Consider the following 21,844-nt stretch of genomic DNA (forward strand, 5'->3'; position numbering starts at 1 on the left):
CTTGCCACCCCTCGTGCGTGTTGCCATGTTCGGCAGCTTCCATCGCGGCTTCCATGTGCTGAGCGAATTGCTTAAGGGGCCGCTGGCGCAGCGGGTGCGGGTGGTCGGCGTCGCCACCGACGACGTGGAATCGGACCATGTCAGCCGCGGGCGCCGGGTCTGGGCCTATCCGCACACGCCGGCCGAGGAGGTGATGGTGGAGCGGCTGGCGCTGTCGCACGGCATCGTGCCGTACAAGGGCCGCGTCAAGACGGACGAGTTCTGCCGGCTGTACCAGGAGCAGTGGAAGCCGGACCTGTGCATCGCCGCCACCTTCGGCCAGCGCATCGACGCCCGCCTGTTCGAGTGGCCCAGGCTGGGCTTCTACAACCTGCACCCCTGCATCGACGACGGCTGGCCGTCGCACTACGCCGGCCCCAATCCCTTCCAGGCCTTGCTGGACAACGGCTCCGACCACGTGTTGATCGCCATGCATGAAGTCGACGACGGTTTCGATACCGGGCGGCTGCGGGCGCTGTCGGAAAAGATCTATGTGCCCACCGGCGCCACGGTGGTGGACTTGCACAAGCTCACTTCGCCGCTGGCCGCCAAGTTTTTTGCGCGCGAACTCGGCAAGATGCTACCGTAGGCGGAACCGCGCATGGCGACCATCAAAGACAATCTGCTCAACCTGGTCGACAAGGCGCGCCACTTGATTTCCGATGACCGAACACCCAGTCCCGAGACCCCGAGCGCCCCTATGAACGCACCCAGCCTGCCGATACCGCTCTCCCTGATGAGCATGGAACACCAGGAGGAGCTGGAACAGTTGCTCAAGCCCATAGCCGGCGACCAGCCCAGCGGCCCGGCGCTGCGCTACGACCCGATCTTCACCGAGATCCGGCTGGCGCGCGAGGAGGACGATCCCAGCCTGCCGATGGGGCAATGGGAGCGGCCGCTGAAGAAGGCCGACTGGGCGCTGATCGAGGCGCGCTGCAAGAGCATGCTGGGCAGCCGCTCCAAGGATTTGCAGATCGCCGCCTGGCTGCTGGAGGCGTGGACCCGGCAGTACGGCATCGACGGCCTGTATCGCGGCCTGAGCCTGGTGGACCGGCTGCTGCGGCAGTTCTGGGACAGCCTGCATCCGGCGATCCAGGACGGCGACGCCGACGCCCGCGTCGCGCCGCTGGAGTGGCTCAACGAATCGCTGGCGGCGACGGTGCGGGTGCATGTTCCCATCCTGAAAATCAACGGCCGCAAGCCGCCGGCGCAGAGCCTGTCCGACTGGGAGCGCATGACGGCGCGCGAGCTGGCCGGCCTGCCGGGCGAGACCCACGCCAACGCCGACGGCGAAGCGCCGCTGACCCGCATCGAAGTGATCGCTTACGCCCACCAGCGGCTGGGGCGCGAGCTGGCCAACCGCCTGCAGGTGGTGCATCGCTGCCTGAACTGCCTGGAAACCATGTTGGTTTTTGTCGACCTGCAACTAGGCGCGCAGGCGCCGAATCTGTCTAAACTGAAGGGGACGCTGGTGGCGGTGGAGCGCGTGCTGCAACAACTGGCCCCCGAGCAAAAGGAAGAAGAAATGACGACCCCGGAAGCGCCGCAAGGCAGCGAGGAAGTGATCGGCATGGCGGCGGGCCTGGCGCCGCCGGCGGTGGCCTTGTCAGGCTGGAAGAGCCGCGACGAGGCCTACGCCGCGCTGGGCGCGATCGCCGATTATCTGAGCCTGGTGGAGCCGCACAGCCCGACGCCGTATCTGCTGCGGCGCGCCGTCAACTGGGGGCGCATGCCGCTGCCCGAGTTGATGGCCGAGATCATCCGGGAAGAGGGGGACTTGAACCGCCTGGTGAATATGCTGGGCTTGCGCGAGTGAGGCCTGAGGCCACGTCCTTAGCGCAGGTGGTAGAGCGAGATGGTTTGGTCTTGCAAGGCGTTTTCCGAGCACAACACGTAGGTCGATGCGCAGGCCAGGCTGAGCAACAACGCGCCGAAGGCGATATGGAGATAGCGTGCCATGACAAACTCCCAGGTGGTGTTGGACTTCCAGTGAGTCCAGAATATCCCGGGAGTTGCATGATGGGCATCAGCCGAACGTCCGACACTTTGTAGGACTACTGCCCGTCTCTATCTTTATGCTAACTTTTACTTGGTTTTCCAGACGATGATGGCGTCGGCGGGCGCGGTGTCCAGGGCGTTCGACACTTCCAGCCAGTGATGCAATTGTTCCGGGTGCTTGAGCTGGATGCCGGAGCCGTCGATGTAGCCGACCTGCTCGACCATCTTCGGGTCCATCTTGGCCTTGGACACGGTCGGCGCGCCGGCCACCATGCGGTCGTAGGCCTTGCGGGCCTTGTTTTCCCACTTGTGCAGGCTGCTCTCGTCGAAGCGGTTGGCTTCGAAGTAGACGGTCAGCGAACCGTCCGCGTTGCCGAAGCCGACGATGCCGGCGCCTTTGCGGATGGTGGTCGAACCGTTCACGTCGAACAGCGCGGTCGGCACGAACACGGCGGCGCGCCCGTTGATGTCGGGACAACCTACCGGCGTGTCCTTGCTATAGGTACTGACTTCGTGCAGGGGTGTTCTCTCTTGGGACATGGCTGGGCTTAATCTGGAAAAGGGGGAGGCGTTGCAGGCGGATGCACAGACGTTCATTGTAGCGTCAATCTAGTTCCATTAGGCAACTGCCACGACAAAATATTGTAACGGGCAGCGTTGCGTGCAACGAGGCTGTGAGTCATGCGGTTGTATGTGGTGAGCGGCGTGCTGGCTGCCGGGGTTTACTTCGTGGCCGCGTTGTATCGATGACAAATCTAGCGGGGGATGGTGCTGCCATCTTCGGCCAGTTCGAACACGACCCTGGCTTCATTGCTCCAGCTTTTGTCGTGCACGGGGACGATGTAGCCGCGCCGGCCTGCCTGCACCGACAGCTTCAACGTGCGATCGTCCTCGACCAGCGTAGCGTTGCGCAGCTTGGCCGGCTCGTGAAAGCTTACTTCGATCTTGCCTGAATGGCAGAGGCCGCCTACAAGCTGGAACGTCGACCTGATCAGGAACGGCAGCTCGTCCTTGTCCAAGGCCCAAAGCATCTCGCATTCCAGCCGCAAATCGCCCAGGCGCCGGGTGGACGGCGGCAGGCCGGGCGTGCGCGCCGACGGTTTGAAGCTTGCCGCGCCGGCCTTGGCCGACGCCACCAGGTCCGCCTTCTCGTCGTCGATGGCGGGCTTTTTCTCCAGTCGGAAGTAGCCTTGCGGATCGAGCGGAATGGGCCGCTCGGCGGCATTGCCGACCAAGCGCAGCGTCAGGTCTTTGCCGGCCGGCTTGGAAAGCAGCTGGAAGCCGAGTTCGGCCTGCGGCGCCAGCGCGTTGTAGTGCTCGGCGGCGGACAGGGCGCGCACGAAAGACTGGTAAGACCGCTGTTCGGGATGCTTGAAGCCGACGATGCTGACCTCCTGCTCGGGCGCCGTCTGGGCCATTGCAATATTGCTGAGGAAGAGCGTGCCGAGTAGTGCGGTGGTCCAGTTCATCTCACTCCTGCAAGGGTTTTGCCGATATTATATTATTTATTTCTAAGCAATTTAAAACAAGCGCCTTGTTGCTCACTAAAAAGGTTTAAATCGTTTAGCTGGTTATCACGTTGCGCATGGGTAGGGATCAGTTCACAATACATGCAAGGTAGCAACGAATGAGGAGCCGGGATGCTGACGATAGATGGCCCGTGGATCAATCCCTGGCACGCCGGCCTGGTTGCCGCCGTCCTCCTCTGCAGCGTGATGCAGCTGCTGCTGACCCGTTCCGATCCGGACAGCCCGCACATGTTCCGCCACAATCTGCTGTTCGGCGGCCTGTGCCTGCTACTCAGCCTTTCCAGCAAGCTGATGATCGACATGGACCAGCGCCAGGCGGCCAGCCTGCTCGAAAGCACCTCCATGCTCGGCTTCGGCCTGCTGCTGATACGCATCCTGGGCCTGACCGCGTTCCGCGTGCTGCTGCCGGCGCTGCGCATGCACCCGCCGCGCATCATGGAAGACATCCTGCTGGTGATCACCTACATCGTCTGGACCCTGGTCTGGCTGCGCCTGGCCGGCCTGGACCTGAGCGGCCTGGTGACGACCTCGGCGGTGATCACCGGCGTGGTGGCGTTTTCGATGCAGGAAACGCTGGGCAATATCCTCGGCGGCCTCGCGCTGCAGGTGGACAACTCGGTGCGCATCGGCGACTGGATCAAGCTCGACGACGTGCGCGGCCAGGTGGTCGAAGTGCACTGGCGCCACACCGCCGTGCGCACCAACAACGGCAGCCTGATCGTCATACCCAACAGCGTGCTGATGAAATCGAAAGTGGACGTGTACAGCCGCGAGAGCAAGCCGGAGTTCCGCCGCTGGGTGAACTTCTGGATCGACGATGCGGTGCCGCCGCAGCAAGTGATCGCCACCGTCCAGACGGCGCTGCGCCAGACCCATATCGAGCATATCTCGTCGGCCCGGCCGCCCGAATGCATCGTCATCGATTACCGCGAAGGCTTGATACATTACGCGGTGCGCTACTGGCTCACCCATCCGGCCCACGACGACGGCACCGATTCCGCCGTGCGCATCCACTTCTACAGCGCCTTGCAGCGGCAAAGTCTGTCGCTGGCCCATCCCTGCATGGACATCCGCCTGAACGCCGATTCGGAGCGCCGTTCGAGCGTCCGGCTGGCGGCGGAAATGGACTTGCGCAAGCGGGCCCTGGGCAAGGTGGCGCTGTTCTCCGGCCTCACCGAAGAGGAATTGGCCAAGCTTGCCGCGGCGCTGCGCAACACGCCGTTCGTCAAGGACGACATCATCACCCGGCAAGGGGCGGTGGCGCATTGGCTGTATCTGCTGGTCGGCGGCGAGGCCGAGGTGTGGTTCGAGGCGGAAGGGCAGGAGCGCCTCCATTGCGCCACGCTCAAGGCCGGCGACGTGTTCGGCGAGATCGGCCTGCTGACCGGCGCGCCGCGCCGCGCCACCGTCACCGCCAAGACCGATGTGCTGTGCTATCGGCTGGACAAGGAAAATTTTGAATCCATCCTGCATGAGCGTCCCGAGCTGGCCGACGAATTCGCCCATGTGCTCAGCGACCGCAACGAAGAGCTGAGCGCCCTGCGCAGCGACCAGGTCGAGCCTGAACAAGCCCAGCAAGCCAACTATGTGGCGAGCATACGGCGGTTTTTCAGGCTGAAATAAATCCGGCCGGCGCCACGCCGGGTCCACAATTTCCGCGACTGTGATGCTGGAGCGACAAAAGATCGCGCCAGTCCTCCCATCCCCGATGAATAGTGCTACCCTGCGATATAGTTATTAAAATGAAACTTAATTTCCATAAGAAAATACTAATATTGTCGTCGCGATAGTCTTTCCGAATGATTGTTTGAAGCAATGCGCCGCCGCGCCGGCGCTTGGGAGAACACATGAAGAAGTGCATGACAGCCGGCTTGCTGCCGCTGATGGTGATGTTAACCGCGTCCGCGTCCGCAGCCGACGCTGCGCCGTTCGAAATCAGCGGCTTCCGCTTCGAGGGCGCCAGCCTGCTGGGCGCCGAGCGCCTGCAGGCGCTGGTGGCGCCGTTCGCCGGCAAGCAGCGCGGCATGGACGACGTCGGACGCGCCGTCGCCGCCGTCAAGGCGGCCTATGTCGCCGCCGGCTATCCCATCGTCCAGGTCTACGCGCCCGAGCAAACCCTGGGCGCCGGCACCGTGGTGCTGCGCGTGAGCGAGGGCAGGCTGGGCAAGGTCGAAGTCCAGGGCAACAAGGTCTATAGCGTGGCCAATGTGCGCGCCAGCCTGCCGCCGCTGCGCGAGGGCGAGCCGCCCAACACCGACGCCATCGTCGCGGCCGTGCTGCTGGCCAACGACAACCCGGCCCGGCAGGTGGCGGTCAACTTCGCCGCCGGCGCCAGCCCCGCCGAGGTCGATGCGCGCATCGACGTGGTCGAGGACCGCGTCGGCAAGTTCACCGTGAGCTTGGACAATGCCGGCGCGCCGGCCACCGGGCGCGAACGGCTCGGCCTGGGCTACCAGCACGCCAACCTGTTCGGGCGCGACCACGTGCTCAGCGTGCAGCTGATGACCAGCGTGCAGCAGCCCGACAAGGCCGCCAGCGTGACGGCCGGCTACCGCATCCCGTTCTACCAGCAGGGCCTGTCGCTGGACCTGGTGGCGGCCTATTCCGACAGCAAGAGCAACGCGGTGTCGCCGGCCGGTCCGTTGTTCTTTTCGGGCAAGGGCGTGTACGCCGGCGCGCGGCTGAACCAGGCGCTGGCGAGCCGTGGCGAGTACCGCCACAAGCTGATCTACGGCATCGACTACAAGGACTTCAACAACAACTGCAGCATCGCCGGCATCGAGCTGGCCGCCTGCGGCACCATCACCGACATCCCGCTCAGCGTCAGCTACCTGGGCCAGCTGGCCACGCCGGGCTACCAGGCCGGCGGCGGCATCGGCTACTTCCACAACCTGCCGGGCGGACGCCACGGCCAGCAGGAGCACTACGGCACCCATCCGCGCAGCTGGCAGGCCTGGCGCGCCAGCGCCTACTACGCCCGGCCGCTGGGCCAGTGGCAGTGGCGCGCCACCGTCAACGTCCAGTACAGCGGCGACGCGCTGATCCCGAGCGAGCAGTTCGGCGTGGGCGGCGCGGCCTCGGTGCGCGGCTACGACGAGCGCACGGCGGCCGGCGACCGCGGCGCCTCGGCCAACCTGGAGCTGTACACGCCGGAGCTGGCGCCCAAGCTGCACCTGAGCGCGCGCCACACCCTGCGCGCACTGCTGTTCTACGACGCCGGCTGGGTGCGCAACAGCGACGCCTCGCCCATCGCCAGCGGCCACCTGGCCAGCCTCGGCCTCGGCCTGCGCTACACCTTCGACAAGGACGTCAGCCTGCGCTGCGACGCCGGCGCGGCCCAGGTGGCGACGGCGCCGGGCGCGAACGCGCCGCGCCGGTCCAACACGGGCTTCGTCCACGTGGTATTCCAGTATTCGTTCTAAGCGTCACACTCTGCGTCACACCTTGCGTTAAACACCTTGCCGGAGATTCCGCTATGTTGCGCCTCGCATTCCTGACCCGTACGCTATTCCCCCATCCCTGCGTCCAGGCCGGCGCCGTCCTGCTGACGGTGCTGACGCTGGCGCCACCGGCGCTGGGCGGGCCGCTCGATCCGACGGTGCGCGCCGGCACGGCCAGCTTCGCCGTCAACGGCAATGTCTTCACCGTCACCAACACCCCCAACACCATCATCGACTGGCGCCAGTTCAACGTGGCCAACGGCGAGCTGCTGCGCTTCCTGCAGCAGAACGCGCAGTCGACCGTGCTCAACCGCGTGACCGGTGTCGATCCCAGCCAGATCCTCGGCGCGCTGCAGTCGAACGGGCGGGTGTTGCTGGTCAATCCCAACGGCGTGCTGTTCGGCGCCAACGCGACGGTGGACGTGGCCGGCCTGGTCGCTTCCAGCCTGCGGCTGTCGGACGCCGACTTCCTGGCCGGCAAATACAACTTCGCCGGCGGCGCCGGCGGCGTGCACAACTTCGGCGCCATCACCACGCCGCTGGGCGGCAGCGTCTACCTGGTCGGCGGCGACGTCAGCAACGGCGGCGTGATCCGCGCGCCGGGCGGGCAGATCCTGCTGGCGGCCGGCCAGCGCGTCAGCCTGGCCGACAGCGGCGCGCCCAATCTGTCGGTGACCCTGGACACGGGCGGCAAGGCGCTCAACCTGGGCGAGCTGAACGCGGCGGGCGGACGGATCGACATCTACGGCGCGCTGATCGACATGCAAGGCGTGGCGCGGGCCGACAGCAGCGCGCGCGACGCCCAGGGACGCATCGTGCTCAAGGCCAGCGGCGCCACCAGCGTGACGGCCACCGTGAGCGCGCTCAACAGCGACGGCGTGGGCGGCAGCGTGCAGCTGCTGGGCGACACGGTCAGCCTGGGCGACGGCGCGCGGATCGACGCCGGCGGCAGCCTGGGCGGCGGCTCGGTGCTGGTCGGCGGCGACTACCAGGGCAACAACGCGGCGCTGCAGAACGCCAGCCGGGTCGACATGGCGGCCGGCGCGCGCATCGACGCCAGCGCGGGGCAGAGCGGCGACGGCGGCAAGGTGGTGCTATGGTCGCGCGACCGCACCAACTTTGCCGGCAGCATCAGCGCGCGCGGCGGCGCGCTGGGCGGCGACGGCGGCCTGGTCGAGACCTCCGGCCACACGCTGCTGGCCAAGGGCTATGTCGACACCCTGGCGGCGCGTGGGCGCACCGGCAACTGGCTGCTCGATCCGGCGGTGTTCTGCTTCTACACCAGCAGCGCCGGCGAGTGCAGCGGGCCGGCGGCGGCCGGCGCGACCGATTTCAATACGCTTGGCAACCTGTTGGCGGCGACCAACGGCACGCTGCAGGCCAGCGACTTCGTCACCTTCCTGCCCAGCGGCGGCAGCGCCACGGTCAGCCCGTCGATACCGGCCGGCCTGACCTTGACGGTGCAGGCGCCCTACATCGAAGTGGGGCGCGGCGCCAGTATCGACACCGGCGTGGTCGGCCTGAAACTGGACGCGTCGGGCGCCTACGGCAGCACCAGCATGGTCGACAGCGCCGGCGCCAGCCTGACCGGCAGCATCGTCATCGGCGGCGTGCTGATGTCGAACGCCAGCCAGACCCTGACCAGCACCGGCGGCAATATCCGCATCGGCAGCGCCGACGGCACGGCTGCGGCCAGCCTGAACATGGCGCTGGTCTCCGGCACCCAGTCGATCGCCACGACCGGCAACCTGGATCTGACGGCGGCGGGCGGCGCGGCGCAAATCACCACGCAGGGCGAGCAAACGATCCATGCCAATCGCATCAATCTGCTGGGCAGCAATGCCGCCGGTGCGGTCAATGTCGGCGCCGGCCTGGTCGCGGGAGTCAACCAGACCGTGCAGGCCGGCGACATCAATTTGCTCGCCGGCAGTGGCGGCGGCGCGACGATCTGGTTGCCATCCAGCGCGGGCGGCAAGCAGACGGTGAGCGCGGACCGGATCACGCTGACCGCCGGCAATGCGGGCCTGTTCAACGGCGCGTCCATCAACACCAGCGGACTCAATGTCACCCAGACGATAGGCGCCGGCGTCAGCCTGACGCTGAACGGCGGCGCCGGCGGCGCCGGCAACGTTGCGCAGATCCGTGCCGACGGCGCTACGGCGCAGGCGTCGGCCACGCAAAAAATCACGGCGGGCGCGATCACCGTCAACGGCGGCATCAGCAGCGTGAGCGACGACACACGCGGCAATAACGCCTCGCTCGATTCGGCCGGCAGCCAGACCATCAACGCCGACTCGATCACCCTCAATGCCGGCAGCACCACCGTTGCCGTGCCCAACTACGGCGCCTCGCACGCCTTCATCGGCGACGGCAGCGGCGGCCAGAGTATCAACGTCAGCGGTGCGATCAAGGTGAACGGCAGCAGCGGCGCCGGCCGGACGGCGGCCAATATCTATACCTACGGCAACCAGTCGGTCATCGCCGACAGCATCACCATCACCGGTGGCAGCGCGGGCACGAATAACAATGCGGAAATTGCGCTGTATAGCGACGCCAATATCGCGGTGCCGCCCAATCAGAGCCAGACCATCCGAGCCAACAGCATCACCCTGCAGGGCGGCCAGGACGGCAGCAACAACACGGCCGGGCTGAGCGCGGCCGGCACCGGCGTGGTGCAGAACATCACCGCCACAGACCTGGTGCTGAAGGGGGGCAGCGGCAGCACGGGCAAGCAGAACCGCGCCTTTGTCAGCGCGTGGGATGCGGCTGACGTCGTTCCCCAGATTCAGATCGTCAAGGCCAACAACATCTCACTGACCGGCGGCGGCGGCACGCTCAGCGAGGCCTCTATAGGCGGCAAGGCGGCGCAGACCATCGTCGCCGACAACATCACGCTGCGCTCGGGCGCCGGCAGTGGCGCTGGCGCGCGCATCACCACCGGCCTGGACCAGACCGTCAGCGCGAACCAAACCATCGCCATCAGCGGCGGCAGCTCCACCGATGCGGCCGCGTACAACGCGGCATCGATCAACGCCGACGGCAAGCAAAGCGTCAGCGCCAACTCGCTGGTGCTGACCGCCGGCGACTCCGGCGGCAACAACCACGCCGATGTAAGCAGCAACAGCGATCAGGTGATCGCCGTCAAGACGCTGCGCCTGACGGGCGGGCAAGGCGGCACCAACAATTCCGCCGGGGTGAATGTGAATGGCGCGCGGACCGGCAAGCTGCAAAAAATCGACGCCGACAGCATCATCGCGTTGGCCGGCGCCGGGACCAATAACAACGCCGGGGTGTTCGCCAACGGCAAGGGCTCCAGGCAGCTGATTTCGGCGCCGGTGATACGCCTGACCGGCGGTGCGGGCGGCAGCAACAACAACGGACAATTCTGGGCCTACGACGACAGCCTGACGAGCACGCCGACCCAGACCGTCACCACCGGCGCCTTGACGCTGACCGGCGGCGGCGGCGGCGTCAACAACGATGCCTTCATCAGCGGCAACGGCACGCAGAGCGTCACGGCCGACAGCGTCCTGCTGCAGGGCGGCGGCGCTAGCAATCTGAACGCGTTTATCAACACCAACCAGGATCAGGTGCTGATCGTGCAGAACGCGATCGCCTTGCAGGGCGGCAACGGTGGCAACGCATCGATGAATGTCGGCGGCAATCAAAGCATCACGGCCGCGTCGCTGTCGCTGACCGGCAGCGCGTCCGGCAGCGGCGGCGCGGTCGATATCAGCAGCGACGGCAACCAGACCGTGACCGTCAAGACGCTGGCCATCACCGGCGGCGTCGGCGGCGACCGCAACCATGCCAACCTCAGCATGAACAAGGGCGCCGGCCATACGCAGACGATCAACGCCGACAGCGTCGTCATGCAGGGCGGCAGCGGCACGGAAAACTTCGCCGGCCTCCATGCGACCGGCGCCGGCGTCACCCAGCGGGTGACCGCCAGCAGCTTGACGATCAAGGGAGGCTCCGGCGCCAACGGCAACTGGGCCCACCTCTGGTCCTACGACGATACCAACACCGTGGCGGCGATCCAGGTCATCACCGGCGGCGCGATCAGCGTCACCGGCGGCGAAGCCCTGGACAGCAACGCCATCATCGGCGGCAACGCGCGCCAGACCATCAATGCCGATACGCTGCGCATCAACGGCGGCGCCAACGGTAGCAACGGCGCCGGCGTCAGCACCGAGCGCGACCAGAGCATCGCCGTGCGCGACGCGCTGACCGTGACCGGCGGGACGGGCGCGAACCAGGGCGCGTTTGTCAACGCCGGGGCGGCGCAAACCATCACTGCCGGCAGCATGACCTTGAGCGGGGGCTCGGGCGGCGGCGGCGACCACGCCAACGTGAACAGCGGCGCCGAGCAGCGCGTCACGGTGTCCGGCGTGCTGACGCTCAACGGCGGCAGCTCGGCGAGCCAGCAAAGCGGCAACAGCGCCAACCTGACCAGCCGTGGCAACCAGACCATCCATGCCGATGCCATCGCCCTCAACGGCGGCGCGTCCGGAACCGGCAACCGCGCCCATATCAGTTTGTTCAACGATGTCGTGCAGGGCGGACTGGTGCAGGATATCGTTGCCTCCAGCCTGACCTTGACCGGTGGCGCCGGCGGCAACCAGAATATGGCCCAGATCATCACCAACGCAAACGGCGGCACGCAAAACGTCACGGTCCCCACGCTGAGATTGATCGGGGGGGCTGGCGGCTCAAGCAATCACGCGCGCATCCATGCGCTGGGATTGGGCAACAGCACGACGGTGTCGGACCAGAATATCAAGGCTGACAATGTGAGCATGGTGGGAGGCGGCGCCAGCGCGAACTCCGCCGACACGAACAACTGGGCCCGTCTGTATGGGAGCGGCAAGCAAACCATCGCGGCCACCAACCTCACCATCGCCGGCGGCGCCTCGACCGGCTCCAGCTCCGGCATCAGCGCCGGCGTCCTGCAGAGCATTACCGTCGGCGACACGTTGAGCATGCGCGCCGGGACGGCGGACCAGACCAATGTCTTTATCCAGCAAGCGCCTGCCGAAGGGATCAGCAACGGCGCGCAGATCATCAGCGCGCATCGCCTCAACCTGATGGCCGGCGCCGACGGCAGCGATCGCAACGTGACGATCTCTGCGCAAACCGGCACGCAAACCTTCAACCTGACCGGCGCCGGCTCGGAGTTGACGATGAGCGGCGGCGGCAGCGGCGGCAGCGCCAACAACAAGGCGGTCATTTATCAGTTTGGTCCGGGCGCGCAGAAGTTCGTCATCAACGGCGGCGGCGCGGTCAGGCTACGGGGCGGCAATGGCGACGGCTTGCTGGCGGGCGATCCCGCAGGCGGCTACTGTCCCGGCTGCAGCACCAGCAACAATCTGGCGGCCATCTACGCCTTCGGCGGCGGCGACCAGATCCTGGACTTCGTCGCCGGCGGCACGCTGGACCTGGCGGGCGGCAGAAACGGCTCGGACAACAGCGCCGTCATCCTCGCCGATCTCAGCCAGGGCGGCCGCCAGACCGTCACCAGCTCGGGCGGCGCCGCCAACTACGCGGCCATCACGCTGACCGGCGGCAGCGGCGGCTACTACAACACGGCCGACGGCGCGATGATGACCAACGTCGCGGCGCTCGCCTCGTTCTCGCAGAAGAAGGCGGGGCCGGGCGGCGCGCTGAAAACCATCAACGCCAAATCGATCACGCTCGACGGCGGCGGCACCAGCAGCACCCACGGCGGCGCGCTGTTGGGCACCGGCCAGGGCGATGTGCTGGTCAACGTCAGCGGCGACCTGACCATGACGGGCGGCGCCAGCAGCGTAACCCTGCAGGCGCCGGCCGATCCGGCCACGGCGTTCGCGCGCGACCAGGGCGCGGTGGCGGCGATCAACCCGGACGGCAACCTGACGCTGGCCGTCGGCGGCAATCTGAGCCTGACCGGCGGCAGCGGCAGCAGCGGCGACGCGCTGATCCTGGCGAACGGCGCCAACAGCAAGCTGAGCTTGGCGGTCGGCGGCGGCACGCGCCTGATCGCCGGCGCGGCGTCGGCCGTGATCGCCACGCACGCGAGCAATCTGGCGCCGAAACCGACGCCGGGCGCGGTGCTGATCGACCTCGGCGGCGACGGCAGCCTGGACACGTCGACGTTTGCCGCCAGCGGCCAGACGGTCGACCTGACCGGCACCATCAACGCCACCGGCTCGGCGCCGAACGCGACGCTGCTGCCGAACTACAAGCCGAACGCGCCGGCCGGCGGCGACCAGGTCGGCTGGACCGTGCTGGGCGCGAAGAATCTGCAGGCCGAGGTCTACGCCGGCGAGGCCTACAGGGTGCACAGCGGCGGCCTGGTCACGCCGAACGGCAACTGGATTGTCGCGCTCGGCAAGACCGCGGCGGCCGCGCTGGACCCGGCCGGCAGCAGCACCCTGAGCTACGACTTGATCGCCGCGCACGGCTACAGCTGGAGTCCGGCCGTGTACGACAGCGCCAACGCGGCGGCGTTCCGCTTCCTGCTGCCCGAGGGCAGCCCGGTGGTCGACCTGCGCGTGGCCGACGCGGCGGTCCAGTCGACCTGCTCCAACAACCCGGCCATGTGCGCCCGCAGCAGCGACGGCACCGGCGGCAGCGCGCTGCCGGGCACGGGCGCCACGGCGGCGCCGGTGACCTACGACGCCAAGCTGGCGGTGGCCGACAGTACGGCGGCGCCGGCCTCGGCCGCGACGCCAGCCAAGACCGAGGACGGCCCGGCCGGCGGCGCGGCCGGCGCCAAGGCCGGCTTCGGCGGCAAGCGCGAGGCGACGCGCGAGAAGGAGTTGGCGCAGGCCGCCGACGACAAGAAGACGACCCAGGAATTGAAGCGCGAGGCGCGCGAGGCCAGCGGCGCCGCCAAGGCCGACCTGGCCGGCGCGCGCAAGGCCGAACTGGCCGCCAAGAAGGACGCCGGCGAGGCCAGACAGGCCAGCGCCGAGGCGGCCAAGGTCGAGGCCCAGGCCAAGCGCGCCGAGGCGGTGGCCAAGCGCGCCGAGGCCGATGGCAAGCAGGCCGACAGCGATGCGCGCAAGGCCGAAGCCGAGGTGCAGGGCGCGGCGACGCCGGCGCTGAAGGTGCTGGCGCAGGCCAGGAAGGCCGACGCCGAGGCGCGCCGGGCCGGCTTCGAAGCCAAGGTGGCGGACGCCAACGCCAAGAAGGCGGAAGCCGGCGCCAAACAGAGCGAGGCCGGCGCCAAGAGCGTCCAGGCCGAGGCGCTGGGCGTGGACGCGCGCGCGCGCACCGCCGCCGCCGAGGCCAAGATCGCCGATGCGGCGCGCAGCGAGGCGCTGGCGCAGGCGCGCGAGGCGAAGTCGCCGCAGCAGCGCGCGGCGGCCGAGCGGGTGGCCGGCGACAAGCGGGTCGAGGTGACGCAGAAGACGGCCGAGAGCCGGGTGCGCCAGGAACAGGCCGACGACCTGCGGCTGGCCGCGTCCCAGGCCAAGGACCAGGCCGACGCGCGGCGCAGCCAGGCCCAGGCCAGCGTGCTCGAGGCGCGCGCCAAGCGCGAGGAATCGCTGGCGCAGACGGCCACGGCGCGCAGCCGCAAGGAGGAGGCGCAGGTGCAGCGCGCCGAGGCCAGCGGCAAGCCCGAGCTGGTCAAGGCGGCGGTCGGCGGCAAGGCGACGGCGGACCGCCAGCTGGCGATCCAGACCAGGAAGGCCGAGGCGCAGAAGGTCGCCGCCGCGGCCAAGGCCGAGGAGGCCAAGGCCAAGCAGGCCAAGGCGGACGCGGCGGCCCTGGTGGTGGCCAAGCGCGACGAGGCGCGCCGCACCAAGACCTTGAAGGCCTTCGCGGCGACGGCGACGGCGGCGATGAGCGCCGAGCAATTGGCCGAGCTGTCGGTGCTGCGCCACGAGCACAAGACCGCGGTGTTCAAGGATGCGCTGAAGATCCTCGAACAAAACGTCCACGCGGCCGACCTGCCGCCATGCGCCGGCGGCGCCGGCGGCCTGTGCGTGCCGAACCAGGCGCAACTGCAGGCGCAGTTGCAGGCGATGCCGCCGCGTCCGGCGCTGCGCCTGCCCAGCGCGTCCTTCCTGCCGCAGATCGAACGCAAGGTGGCGGTCGTCATCGGCATCAACCGCTACCAGGACGCGCGCATTCCGGCGCTCGATTCGGCGGTGCCGGACGCCGAGGCGGTGGCCAGGCTGATGGCCGAGAAGATGGGCTACGAGGTGCACGTGCTGCGCGACGCGACGCGCGCCGACATCGTCAACGGCATCGGCGCGATGTCGCGCGAACTGGGGCCGAAGGACAGCCTGACGGTGTACTACGCCGGCCACGGCTACATGACCGGCAACGCCAAGAGCGGCAAGCAGGGCTACTGGATTCCGTCCGACGGCGCCGGCAACAGCCCGGCCAACTGGATCTCGACCAGCGACGTCTCCAGGCTGCTGGCCAGCGTGCCGGCGCGGCAGGTGATGCTGGTGTCGGACAGCTGCTACTCGGGCACCTTCGCCGAGGGGCAGACGGTCGACGCCAACGCCGACGCCGGCCAGATCCTGGGACGCCGCTCGGTGGTGGTGATGTCCTCGGGCGGCGAGGAACCGGTGGCCGACGACGGCGTCGAAGGCCATTCGATCTTCGCCTGGAGCCTGATGAACGCGATGAAGCGGGTGACCCGCTACGACACCGGCAAAACCGTGTTCGACGCCACCAAGGCCGGCGTGACCGAGGCCTATCCACAGGTGCCGCAGTACGGCGCGGCGGTGTCGGCCGGCCACGCGGCCGGCGGCGATTATCTGTTCGAGACGCGCAGCTACAAATAAGGCTCCGGCCGAGGAGGGATGATGTCGTTGATCCGTGTGTTTTTACTGGCCGCCGCTTGCGTGCTCGCGAGCCTGCCCGCCACCGCCGCCGAGGAGGTGGTCGGCATGGTGCTCGACGTGCAGGGCAGCGGCGAGATCGTGCGCAACACCCAGCGCAGCAAATTGCAACTGCTGAACTACGTCAAGCCGGGCGAGCAGCTGCGGCTGGACGCCGGCGCCAAGGCTTCGGTGTCGCACTACGGCGCCAAGCTGATCTACCAGCTGACCGGGCCGGTGCTGGCCGAGGTCGACCCCGGCGCGATCCGCGTGCTGAGCGGCACGGCGCTGGCGACCAAGTCGCTGGCCGAGAAAGTCGTGCTGGCCGCGCTGAGCCCCAACACCGGGCCGGCGGCGTTCAAGATGCGGGCCATCATGCTGGACCTGACGTTGCTGGGGCCGAAGAACGGCACGCTGGCGCTGGGCACCCGTCCGCAATTCCGCTGGGAGGCCAACGAGGCCACCTCGTACACCTTCACGCTGGAGCGCGCCGACGGCGGCGTGGTGGCGCAGGCCAAGACCGACGCCTCGGCGTGGGAGCCGCCGCCGTCCGCGCCGCTGGCGTACGGCCAGAGCTACCGCTGGAGCGTGGCCTACACCTCGGCGGTGGACGGCGAGGTGCGCCAGGCGATGGCCCAGTTCCAGGTGGCCAGCGAGGCCGAGCACGCCAGCCTGGTGGCGCTGCGGCCCGGCGCCGGCGCGCCGATCGATGAATGGGTGTTGTACGCGAGCCTGCTGCAAAACCGCCAGATGCTCGACGACGCCCGCGCGATCTGGCAGGAGATCGCGGCACGCCGGCCGGACCTGAGCAAGGCCGGCAGCCTGGCGCGCTAGGCCGCCCTTGGCCGCGCTGCCGCTCGCCGCCGCGCGCCGTTGGACGGCCTGGCGCGGCTACGCCTGCGCGCTGCTGGCGCTGGCCTGCGCCTTGCCGTTGGCGCCGGCCATCGACGCCCGCCTGCTGGACCTGCAGTTCGCCGTCAACCGCGCCTGGTTCCCGCAGCCGGTGCAACGCGACCTGGTGTTGGTGGGCATCAACGAAGCCTTCCTCGACGGGGTCGAGGAGCCGATCACCTTGAGCCACCGCTATCTGGCGCAATTTCTGCGCGGCGTCGGCGCCGCCGGCCCGCTGGTGATCGGCATGGACCTGGTGCTGCCGGAAAAGCGCTACGACCAGCTGCAGTCGCGCAGCGATCCCGAGTTCGATTTCCACCGCACCCTGCTGGCCGGTCTGCTGGGCGCCATGCAGGCCAGCCCGGTGGTGGTGGCCAAGGTCTGGGACCACGACCGGCGCCACTTCCGCGAGATCCAGCTCGACTACGGTTCGGTGCTGGCCAGCCAGGGCGAGGCGGTGCGCGGCAACGCATCGGCGCTGTTCGCGGCCGACGACGACGGCCGCATCCGCCGCTATCCCGAGGCGGCGCTGCAGCCGGACCGCACGCCGTTCACCTTGTCGAGCGAGATCGCGGCGGCGGCCGGCGTGCGCCAGCCGTGGACCGGGCTGATCAACTACCAGTTGGGCGCGCCGTTCCAGTACATCCCGCTGCAGCAAGTGTTGCAGCTGGCGCGCGAGGGCAAGCAGGACGAGCTGGCGCGCCGTTTCGCCGGCAAGGCCGTGCTGTTGGGCGCGGTGCTGGACGATATCGACCTGGTCGACCTGCCGGTGCCGCTGGCGGCGTGGCTGCCCGGCGCCACGCGGGTGCCGGGCATGCTGGCCCACGCGCAGGCGGTGCGCAGCATGCTGAACGGTGGCCTGATCGCGCCGCTGGCGCAAGGCGGCATCTGGGCCGGCGCGGCGGTCATGGCGCTGTTCTGGTTCGGCGCGCGCCTGCGGCGCAAGCTGGCGCTGCTGTTGCTGTTGTCGCTGGGCCTGTGCGCGCTGAGCACGGCGTTGCTGCTGCGCGGCGTGTGGCTGGCGCCGGCCGCGCTGTTGCTGGGCGGCTGGATCGCGCTGCTGGCGCGCGCCGGCTGGCAGTCGTGGCAGCAGTTCCTCGAACGGCAGCGCCTGAGCCGCTGCTTTGGCGGCTACGTCAGCCCGCAGGTGATGCAGAGCATCCTCGACGGCGGCATCGACGCCCGCAAGTCCGGCCTCAAGCTCAGCGTTTGCGTACTGTTTTCCGACGTGCGCGGCTTCACCGCCCTGAGCGAAGCCTTGCCCGCCGAGCAGGTGGTGGCCCTGCTGAACCGCTACTTCGCGCGCATGACGGCGGTGGTGCACCGCCACGGCGGCACCGTCGATAAATTCATCGGCGACGGCATGATGGCGTTCTTCGGCGCGCCCAACGCGATGGCTAGTCCGGAGGCGGCCGCGCTGGCGGCGGCGCGCGAGATGCTGGCCGAACTGGCGGCGCTGAACGCCGAGTCGGCGTTGACGGGGGCGCCGTCGCTGCGCATCGGCGTCGGCCTGCACAGCGGCATGGCGGTGATCGGCTATATCGGCTCGGCGGAGCGCCACGAGTACACGGCGATCGGCAACACCGTCAATGTGGCGGCGCGCATCGAAAGCCTGTGCAAGGAGGTGGGCATGCCGGTGCTGTGTTCGCTGGCGGTGGCCGAGCGGCTCGAAGGCGAGACGGGATTGAGCGACCTCGGCCTGCGCGAGATCAAGGGACACAGCCCGGTGCATGTGCTGGGCTGGGCGCCGCCCCAGCCCGGATGATCACTCTTTTTTCTTGATGAAGACGATCTTGTCGATGACCGACTCGCCCGATTTGTCGATGTGGTAAATCACCTGGGCGTTGTACTGGTTGGCGCTGCTCATGGCGCGTTCGGCGTTGGCCTGCTTGATGAACGAGTACACCACCGGCAGCAGCGCGAGAATGAACCTGGGCTTGAGCGCGGGGTCGCTCGGCTTGAGCGTGACCTCGCCCTGTTCGGCCACGGCGGTGATCCATTTGTCGACGCGCGGCGGAATGCTGTTGAGCGAGATCTTGCCGCTGATGTTCACTTCCACCTCTTTCTTGCCCTTGCCCAGTTCGCGCGACAGCAATTTGCCGAACGGCGTGGAGTCGAGGGTCAGGTGCTGGGTGCTGTATTGCTGGCTGCCGGCGAAGCGCTGGTCGATCTTGTTGCGGGAAATCGAGAAATATACTGTTGAACTGTGCAACTTTGCCGGGACAAATCGGCATTACGGGTACGAGTCGGCGACGCTGCCGAGATCAATAAAGAGTTGTTGATAACCGCCAGGGCAAATCGGCATCATATTTTTGGCCGTCAATCTCGTTACTACTCAAGTCCCCCACGATTGTTCCGGGACTCGGCAAATCCCCACGATTCCGATGCCTGGACGGGTCCCAGAGATGCGAACGAAGTATCGCGCGCGAGCACTGGAAAAACACCGCGTTGACTTTCACGACCAATACGGAAAGCGGCGATTTGCCGTCGATACTGAAGGACGACAGCAAGCCAGGATCGACTTGAATCGTTGCGGTGCCGTTGACCCGCAACGTTTCTCCAATCCCGGGTATCAAAAAGATGAGAGAGACCCGGGAATCAAGCAGGATGTTCCGCAGACTGTCGATTCGCTTGTTCCCGCGACGATCGGGAAGGAGCAAGGTTAATTCGTCGTGGACCCGGACAAAACCAGCGGGGTCACCTCGGGGAGACACATCGAGACCGTCCGATCCGCTTGTTGCCAGGAGGGCAAACGGCGCCGCCTCGATGAACTTTCGATAGTGCGGATGAATGTATGCCACTTCTTTTTTTAACGACGCTGCGGCAGGCGTTCCGTAAATCCCTTCAAGCGCCGCGATATCCGAAACGATTTGGCTGTCAAGCTGGATCAAGCTCTACTCCCTATGCTGATTGATGGGCCCTAGCGGTCGCAAGAGAACCTGCGGCGATCGCTCTTACATGGCTGTTTGGATATCGATTTTACCCGAGCACATCTTCAACTGGCAGTTATCGCGCGCGGCTGCAGCCTGGGATCCTCATGGGCAGCCAACTTGGTCACTCGCTTGACCTTGCGCTCGTATTTCGGCACGGACTCCAGCGCCAAGTGCCGCCGCACAGTGTTCACTGCGCACCCCACCTCGGCGGCGATCCGCCGCAGACTCAACCCATGCTTGCTCAACAACTGAATTTCCACATACACCTCGTTGGGTTTCAAGGCTGCTCCGCAAAGCAGCCATCTTCTCAAAACGGTGTATCAGTTTTCAATCGCTGGGGTGGGGGGGGGCTGCGTAATACTTGGACTACTTGGAGGTAGTTCATGTACTCATACGAAGAGCGCATTAAAAGCTGGGAAAACGTACGGGGCCGACAATTCGACAGCCGGGCTATCCAACTAAAAATGCGCTCAAGAGTTGGCATCGGGAATACGAACAAGGGGAGTTGCACCCCGGCGTACGCAAACATGTCACCGGCAGAGCAGCAAATCCGCAGCACTCCCGTGTATCAGTTTTCAACCGCTGCTGACAGCCTACATAGTCTTGCGGGCCTTGCTTGGTCAGCAGGCCGCCAGGGATGCGCATCGTCTCAGAATGTTCGCTCATTGCATTTCCTGGCTTGGTACGCCTGTTCGACTGGCATCTTGGCGTTGGGATTGGATCAAGGGCTGGGTCTGATATTATTGGCAATTCCTTGCAGAGAACTGGTCATGACAGAACAAGACAAAATTAGTCGCGCCACTGCTACGATGCTACTCTTTTTGATCATCGCCTTTGGTTCATTTGCCTTCATCGAATTTATGTCGAGGTCACCGCTCTGGAGCGATGTCGGTGCCGCATGGATTCAGGCGATCGGTTCAATCACAGCAATTATTGCTGCGGTGATGATAATGAAACGTCAAAGCGAGGACGCGAGGAAATTGACAGTCGCGACTGACGCGCGGGCCTTGGGCGCCGGTTGGCCGCGCTAGATCGAACGCCATCGATGCTTGACGATGACGCGAAATTGTAGGGACGGCGTCACAGTCGATCTGGTAGCGTCGTAGCATCGGTCAGCTTGGGTTCGTCTAGCAGCTTGTCCTTGTAGGCCATCAGTTCCGCATCGTCGATGTCGAAGCGCTTGATCCATTGCTCCGCTGCCCAGCCAGTCAGGCGCGGCTCGCCATCTTTCGAGCCATGATGCAGCGATCCTATCTCCGGCGTCCGAAGTTCCTTTAATAGCATGTTCGGTAGTACCAGCAGCGCAGCTTTGGGCTGATCGGCCGGCCCAGCCTCCGGTTTCGGTCCAGCTTGAATAACGAGACCGGCACCATAATCGTATAACGCAAACCAGTCCATGGGCAGCTCAGAGCGAATGGCCGATAGCCCGCCAATCTTCTGCACCATATCGTAATCGATGGCGGTCAGCCACGACACGGTCTTGATGCCTTTCACCGCAGCTTCCGAAACCCAGACCGGTGTTCCTACGTCCAAGCCATTCAGTTTATCGGCGAGGTATGCCTCAAACGGTTCATTTTGTTCGGATCGAACTGCGGAAAGTACCAGACCATATCCGCTGTGGCCATGCACTGCCTGCAATCGCCTGGCGAAACTGACAAACATGGTTTGGATGGCAGCGGGGTGTACTTCGCCGTACAACATTGGCGTACTGAAGCGAAGGGAGCAAAGGCCCCATGTCCCCATCTTGGCCTGCCAGCCGCGAATGCCTGAGACTTGAAATTCCCAGTCTCCTGCGTCGTGGGCTTGCTCGCCGCTGGTATAGGTGAAGCTCACCAAATCATCTTCATCCATTCGCTTCATCATCTCGCGCATGGGCTTGGCTTTGGCGTAGGCTATTTTGTCTGGCCCCTCCAACGGCTCTTCTCGCCACAGCCAAGTCAAATGGGACTTGGCAACGGCCTCATACTCGTCAAAACAGGCGCAGATTGCCTCGCGGACTACGGGTAGGTGTGCGTTCTTAAAGTACAGCGTGCCAGTAATTGCGAGGACGCTGCCGACGTAGTCCTGTGGTCCTTGTTTCGTCAGTAAGCCGCCGGGTACCCGCATCTTCTCTTGATCTTCACGCAGCAACTGTATTGGGTCAAGTGGAAGTTCACTCATGGCATTTCCTTTTAATTCGCCGGAATCCCGCG

At 66.4% G+C, this 21,844-nt stretch carries 14 protein-coding genes and 1 pseudogene; 8 read left to right on the plus strand and 7 right to left on the minus strand.

Features of this window, described 5'->3' with window-relative positions; genetic code table 11:
* Window positions 1-13: 13 nt before the first annotated feature.
* Window positions 14-628 (plus strand): formyltransferase family protein, encoded by a 615-nt coding sequence (locus AC1RMD_RS24520; RefSeq protein WP_492930289.1) that lies wholly within the window; start codon window positions 14-16, stop codon window positions 626-628.
* 12 nt (window positions 629-640) lie between these two features.
* Window positions 641-1,855, plus strand: coding sequence for a type VI secretion system protein TssA (gene tssA, locus AC1RMD_RS24525; RefSeq protein WP_492930291.1), 1,215 nt, complete (start codon window positions 641-643; stop codon window positions 1,853-1,855).
* A 17-nt stretch (window positions 1,856-1,872) separates the two neighbouring features.
* On the opposite strand, the gene AC1RMD_RS24530 is transcribed toward tssA, so the two are convergent.
* From AC1RMD_RS24530 to AC1RMD_RS24540, 3 genes are all read right to left on the minus strand, one after another.
* Entirely contained in the window at window positions 1,873-1,998 is a 126-nt protein-coding gene (locus AC1RMD_RS24530) for a hypothetical protein (RefSeq protein ID WP_492930293.1), read from the minus strand.
* Between the two features lie 126 nt (window positions 1,999-2,124).
* Window positions 2,125-2,577 (minus strand): hypothetical protein, encoded by a 453-nt coding sequence (locus tag AC1RMD_RS24535; RefSeq protein ID WP_492930295.1) that lies wholly within the window; start codon window positions 2,575-2,577, stop codon window positions 2,125-2,127.
* Window positions 2,578-2,792: 215 nt separating this feature from the next.
* Complete coding sequence (locus AC1RMD_RS24540) at window positions 2,793-3,506, minus strand: hypothetical protein (protein WP_492930297.1); 714 nt, start codon at window positions 3,504-3,506, stop codon at window positions 2,793-2,795.
* A 171-nt stretch (window positions 3,507-3,677) separates the two neighbouring features.
* On the opposite strand from AC1RMD_RS24540, the gene AC1RMD_RS24545 reads away from it, so the two are divergent.
* From AC1RMD_RS24545 to AC1RMD_RS24565, 5 genes are all read left to right on the plus strand, one after another.
* Window positions 3,678-5,189 (plus strand): mechanosensitive ion channel family protein, encoded by a 1,512-nt coding sequence (locus tag AC1RMD_RS24545; RefSeq protein WP_492930299.1) that lies wholly within the window; start codon window positions 3,678-3,680, stop codon window positions 5,187-5,189.
* Between the two features lie 224 nt (window positions 5,190-5,413).
* Complete coding sequence (locus tag AC1RMD_RS24550; RefSeq protein ID WP_492930301.1) at window positions 5,414-6,988, plus strand: ShlB/FhaC/HecB family hemolysin secretion/activation protein; 1,575 nt, start codon at window positions 5,414-5,416, stop codon at window positions 6,986-6,988.
* A gap of 53 nt (window positions 6,989-7,041) precedes the next feature.
* Window positions 7,042-15,792, plus strand: coding sequence for a two-partner secretion domain-containing protein (locus tag AC1RMD_RS24555; RefSeq protein WP_492930303.1), 8,751 nt, complete (start codon window positions 7,042-7,044; stop codon window positions 15,790-15,792).
* A 21-nt stretch (window positions 15,793-15,813) separates the two neighbouring features.
* On the plus strand, window positions 15,814-16,662 hold the full coding sequence (locus AC1RMD_RS24560; protein ID WP_492930305.1) for a hypothetical protein: 849 nt from the start codon (window positions 15,814-15,816) through the stop codon (window positions 16,660-16,662).
* Between the two features lie 7 nt (window positions 16,663-16,669).
* Window positions 16,670-18,484: a CHASE2 domain-containing protein gene (locus tag AC1RMD_RS24565; RefSeq protein ID WP_492930307.1), complete on the plus strand. Its 1,815-nt coding sequence runs from the start codon at window positions 16,670-16,672 to the stop codon at window positions 18,482-18,484.
* Here AC1RMD_RS24565 and AC1RMD_RS24570 read toward each other — a convergent pair whose 3' ends face one another.
* From AC1RMD_RS24570 to AC1RMD_RS24580, 3 genes and pseudogenes are all read right to left on the minus strand, one after another.
* A complete protein-coding gene (locus AC1RMD_RS24570; protein ID WP_492930309.1) occupies window positions 18,485-18,931 on the minus strand; it encodes a hypothetical protein in 447 nt (148 codons plus the stop codon).
* A gap of 52 nt (window positions 18,932-18,983) precedes the next feature.
* A complete protein-coding gene (locus AC1RMD_RS24575; protein WP_492930339.1) occupies window positions 18,984-19,607 on the minus strand; it encodes a pyridoxamine 5'-phosphate oxidase family protein in 624 nt (207 codons plus the stop codon).
* Between the two features lie 146 nt (window positions 19,608-19,753).
* A pseudogene (locus AC1RMD_RS24580) lies at window positions 19,754-19,933 on the minus strand (helix-turn-helix domain-containing protein); the annotation flags it as partial.
* Window positions 19,934-20,035: 102 nt separating this feature from the next.
* Here AC1RMD_RS24580 and AC1RMD_RS24585 point away from each other — a divergent pair.
* A complete protein-coding gene (locus AC1RMD_RS24585; protein WP_492930343.1) occupies window positions 20,036-20,683 on the plus strand; it encodes a hypothetical protein in 648 nt (215 codons plus the stop codon).
* 49 nt (window positions 20,684-20,732) lie between these two features.
* Here the strand turns inward: AC1RMD_RS24585 and AC1RMD_RS24590 are convergent, their stop codons facing one another.
* The gene (locus AC1RMD_RS24590; RefSeq protein WP_492930311.1) at window positions 20,733-21,812 is read right to left on the minus strand and encodes a type VI immunity family protein; all 1,080 of its coding nucleotides are present in this window, start codon (window positions 21,810-21,812) and stop codon (window positions 20,733-20,735) included.
* Window positions 21,813-21,844: the final 32 nt, after the last annotated feature.

Source organism: Duganella sp. GW822-FHT06D06 (assembly GCF_058799615.1).

What these genes read in the sequence shown, in the direction of transcription:
- AC1RMD_RS24560 (WP_492930305.1), top strand. Translation starts at nt 15,814, where the DNA reads ATGTCGTTGATCCGTGTGTTTTTACTGGCCGCCGCTTGCGTGCTCGCG.
- AC1RMD_RS24550 (WP_492930301.1), top strand. Translation starts at nt 5,414, where the DNA reads ATGAAGAAGTGCATGACAGCCGGCTTGCTGCCGCTGATGGTGATGTTA.
- AC1RMD_RS24590 (WP_492930311.1), bottom strand. Translation starts at nt 21,812, where the DNA reads ATGAGTGAACTTCCACTTGACCCAATACAGTTGCTGCGTGAAGATCAA.
- AC1RMD_RS24540 (WP_492930297.1), bottom strand. Translation starts at nt 3,506, where the DNA reads ATGAACTGGACCACCGCACTACTCGGCACGCTCTTCCTCAGCAATATT.
- tssA (WP_492930291.1), top strand. Translation starts at nt 641, where the DNA reads ATGGCGACCATCAAAGACAATCTGCTCAACCTGGTCGACAAGGCGCGC.
- AC1RMD_RS24535 (WP_492930295.1), bottom strand. Translation starts at nt 2,577, where the DNA reads ATGTCCCAAGAGAGAACACCCCTGCACGAAGTCAGTACCTATAGCAAG.
- AC1RMD_RS24555 (WP_492930303.1), top strand. Translation starts at nt 7,042, where the DNA reads ATGTTGCGCCTCGCATTCCTGACCCGTACGCTATTCCCCCATCCCTGC.
- AC1RMD_RS24585 (WP_492930343.1), top strand. Translation starts at nt 20,036, where the DNA reads ATGTACTCATACGAAGAGCGCATTAAAAGCTGGGAAAACGTACGGGGC.
- AC1RMD_RS24530 (WP_492930293.1), bottom strand. Translation starts at nt 1,998, where the DNA reads ATGGCACGCTATCTCCATATCGCCTTCGGCGCGTTGTTGCTCAGCCTG.
- AC1RMD_RS24545 (WP_492930299.1), top strand. Translation starts at nt 3,678, where the DNA reads ATGCTGACGATAGATGGCCCGTGGATCAATCCCTGGCACGCCGGCCTG.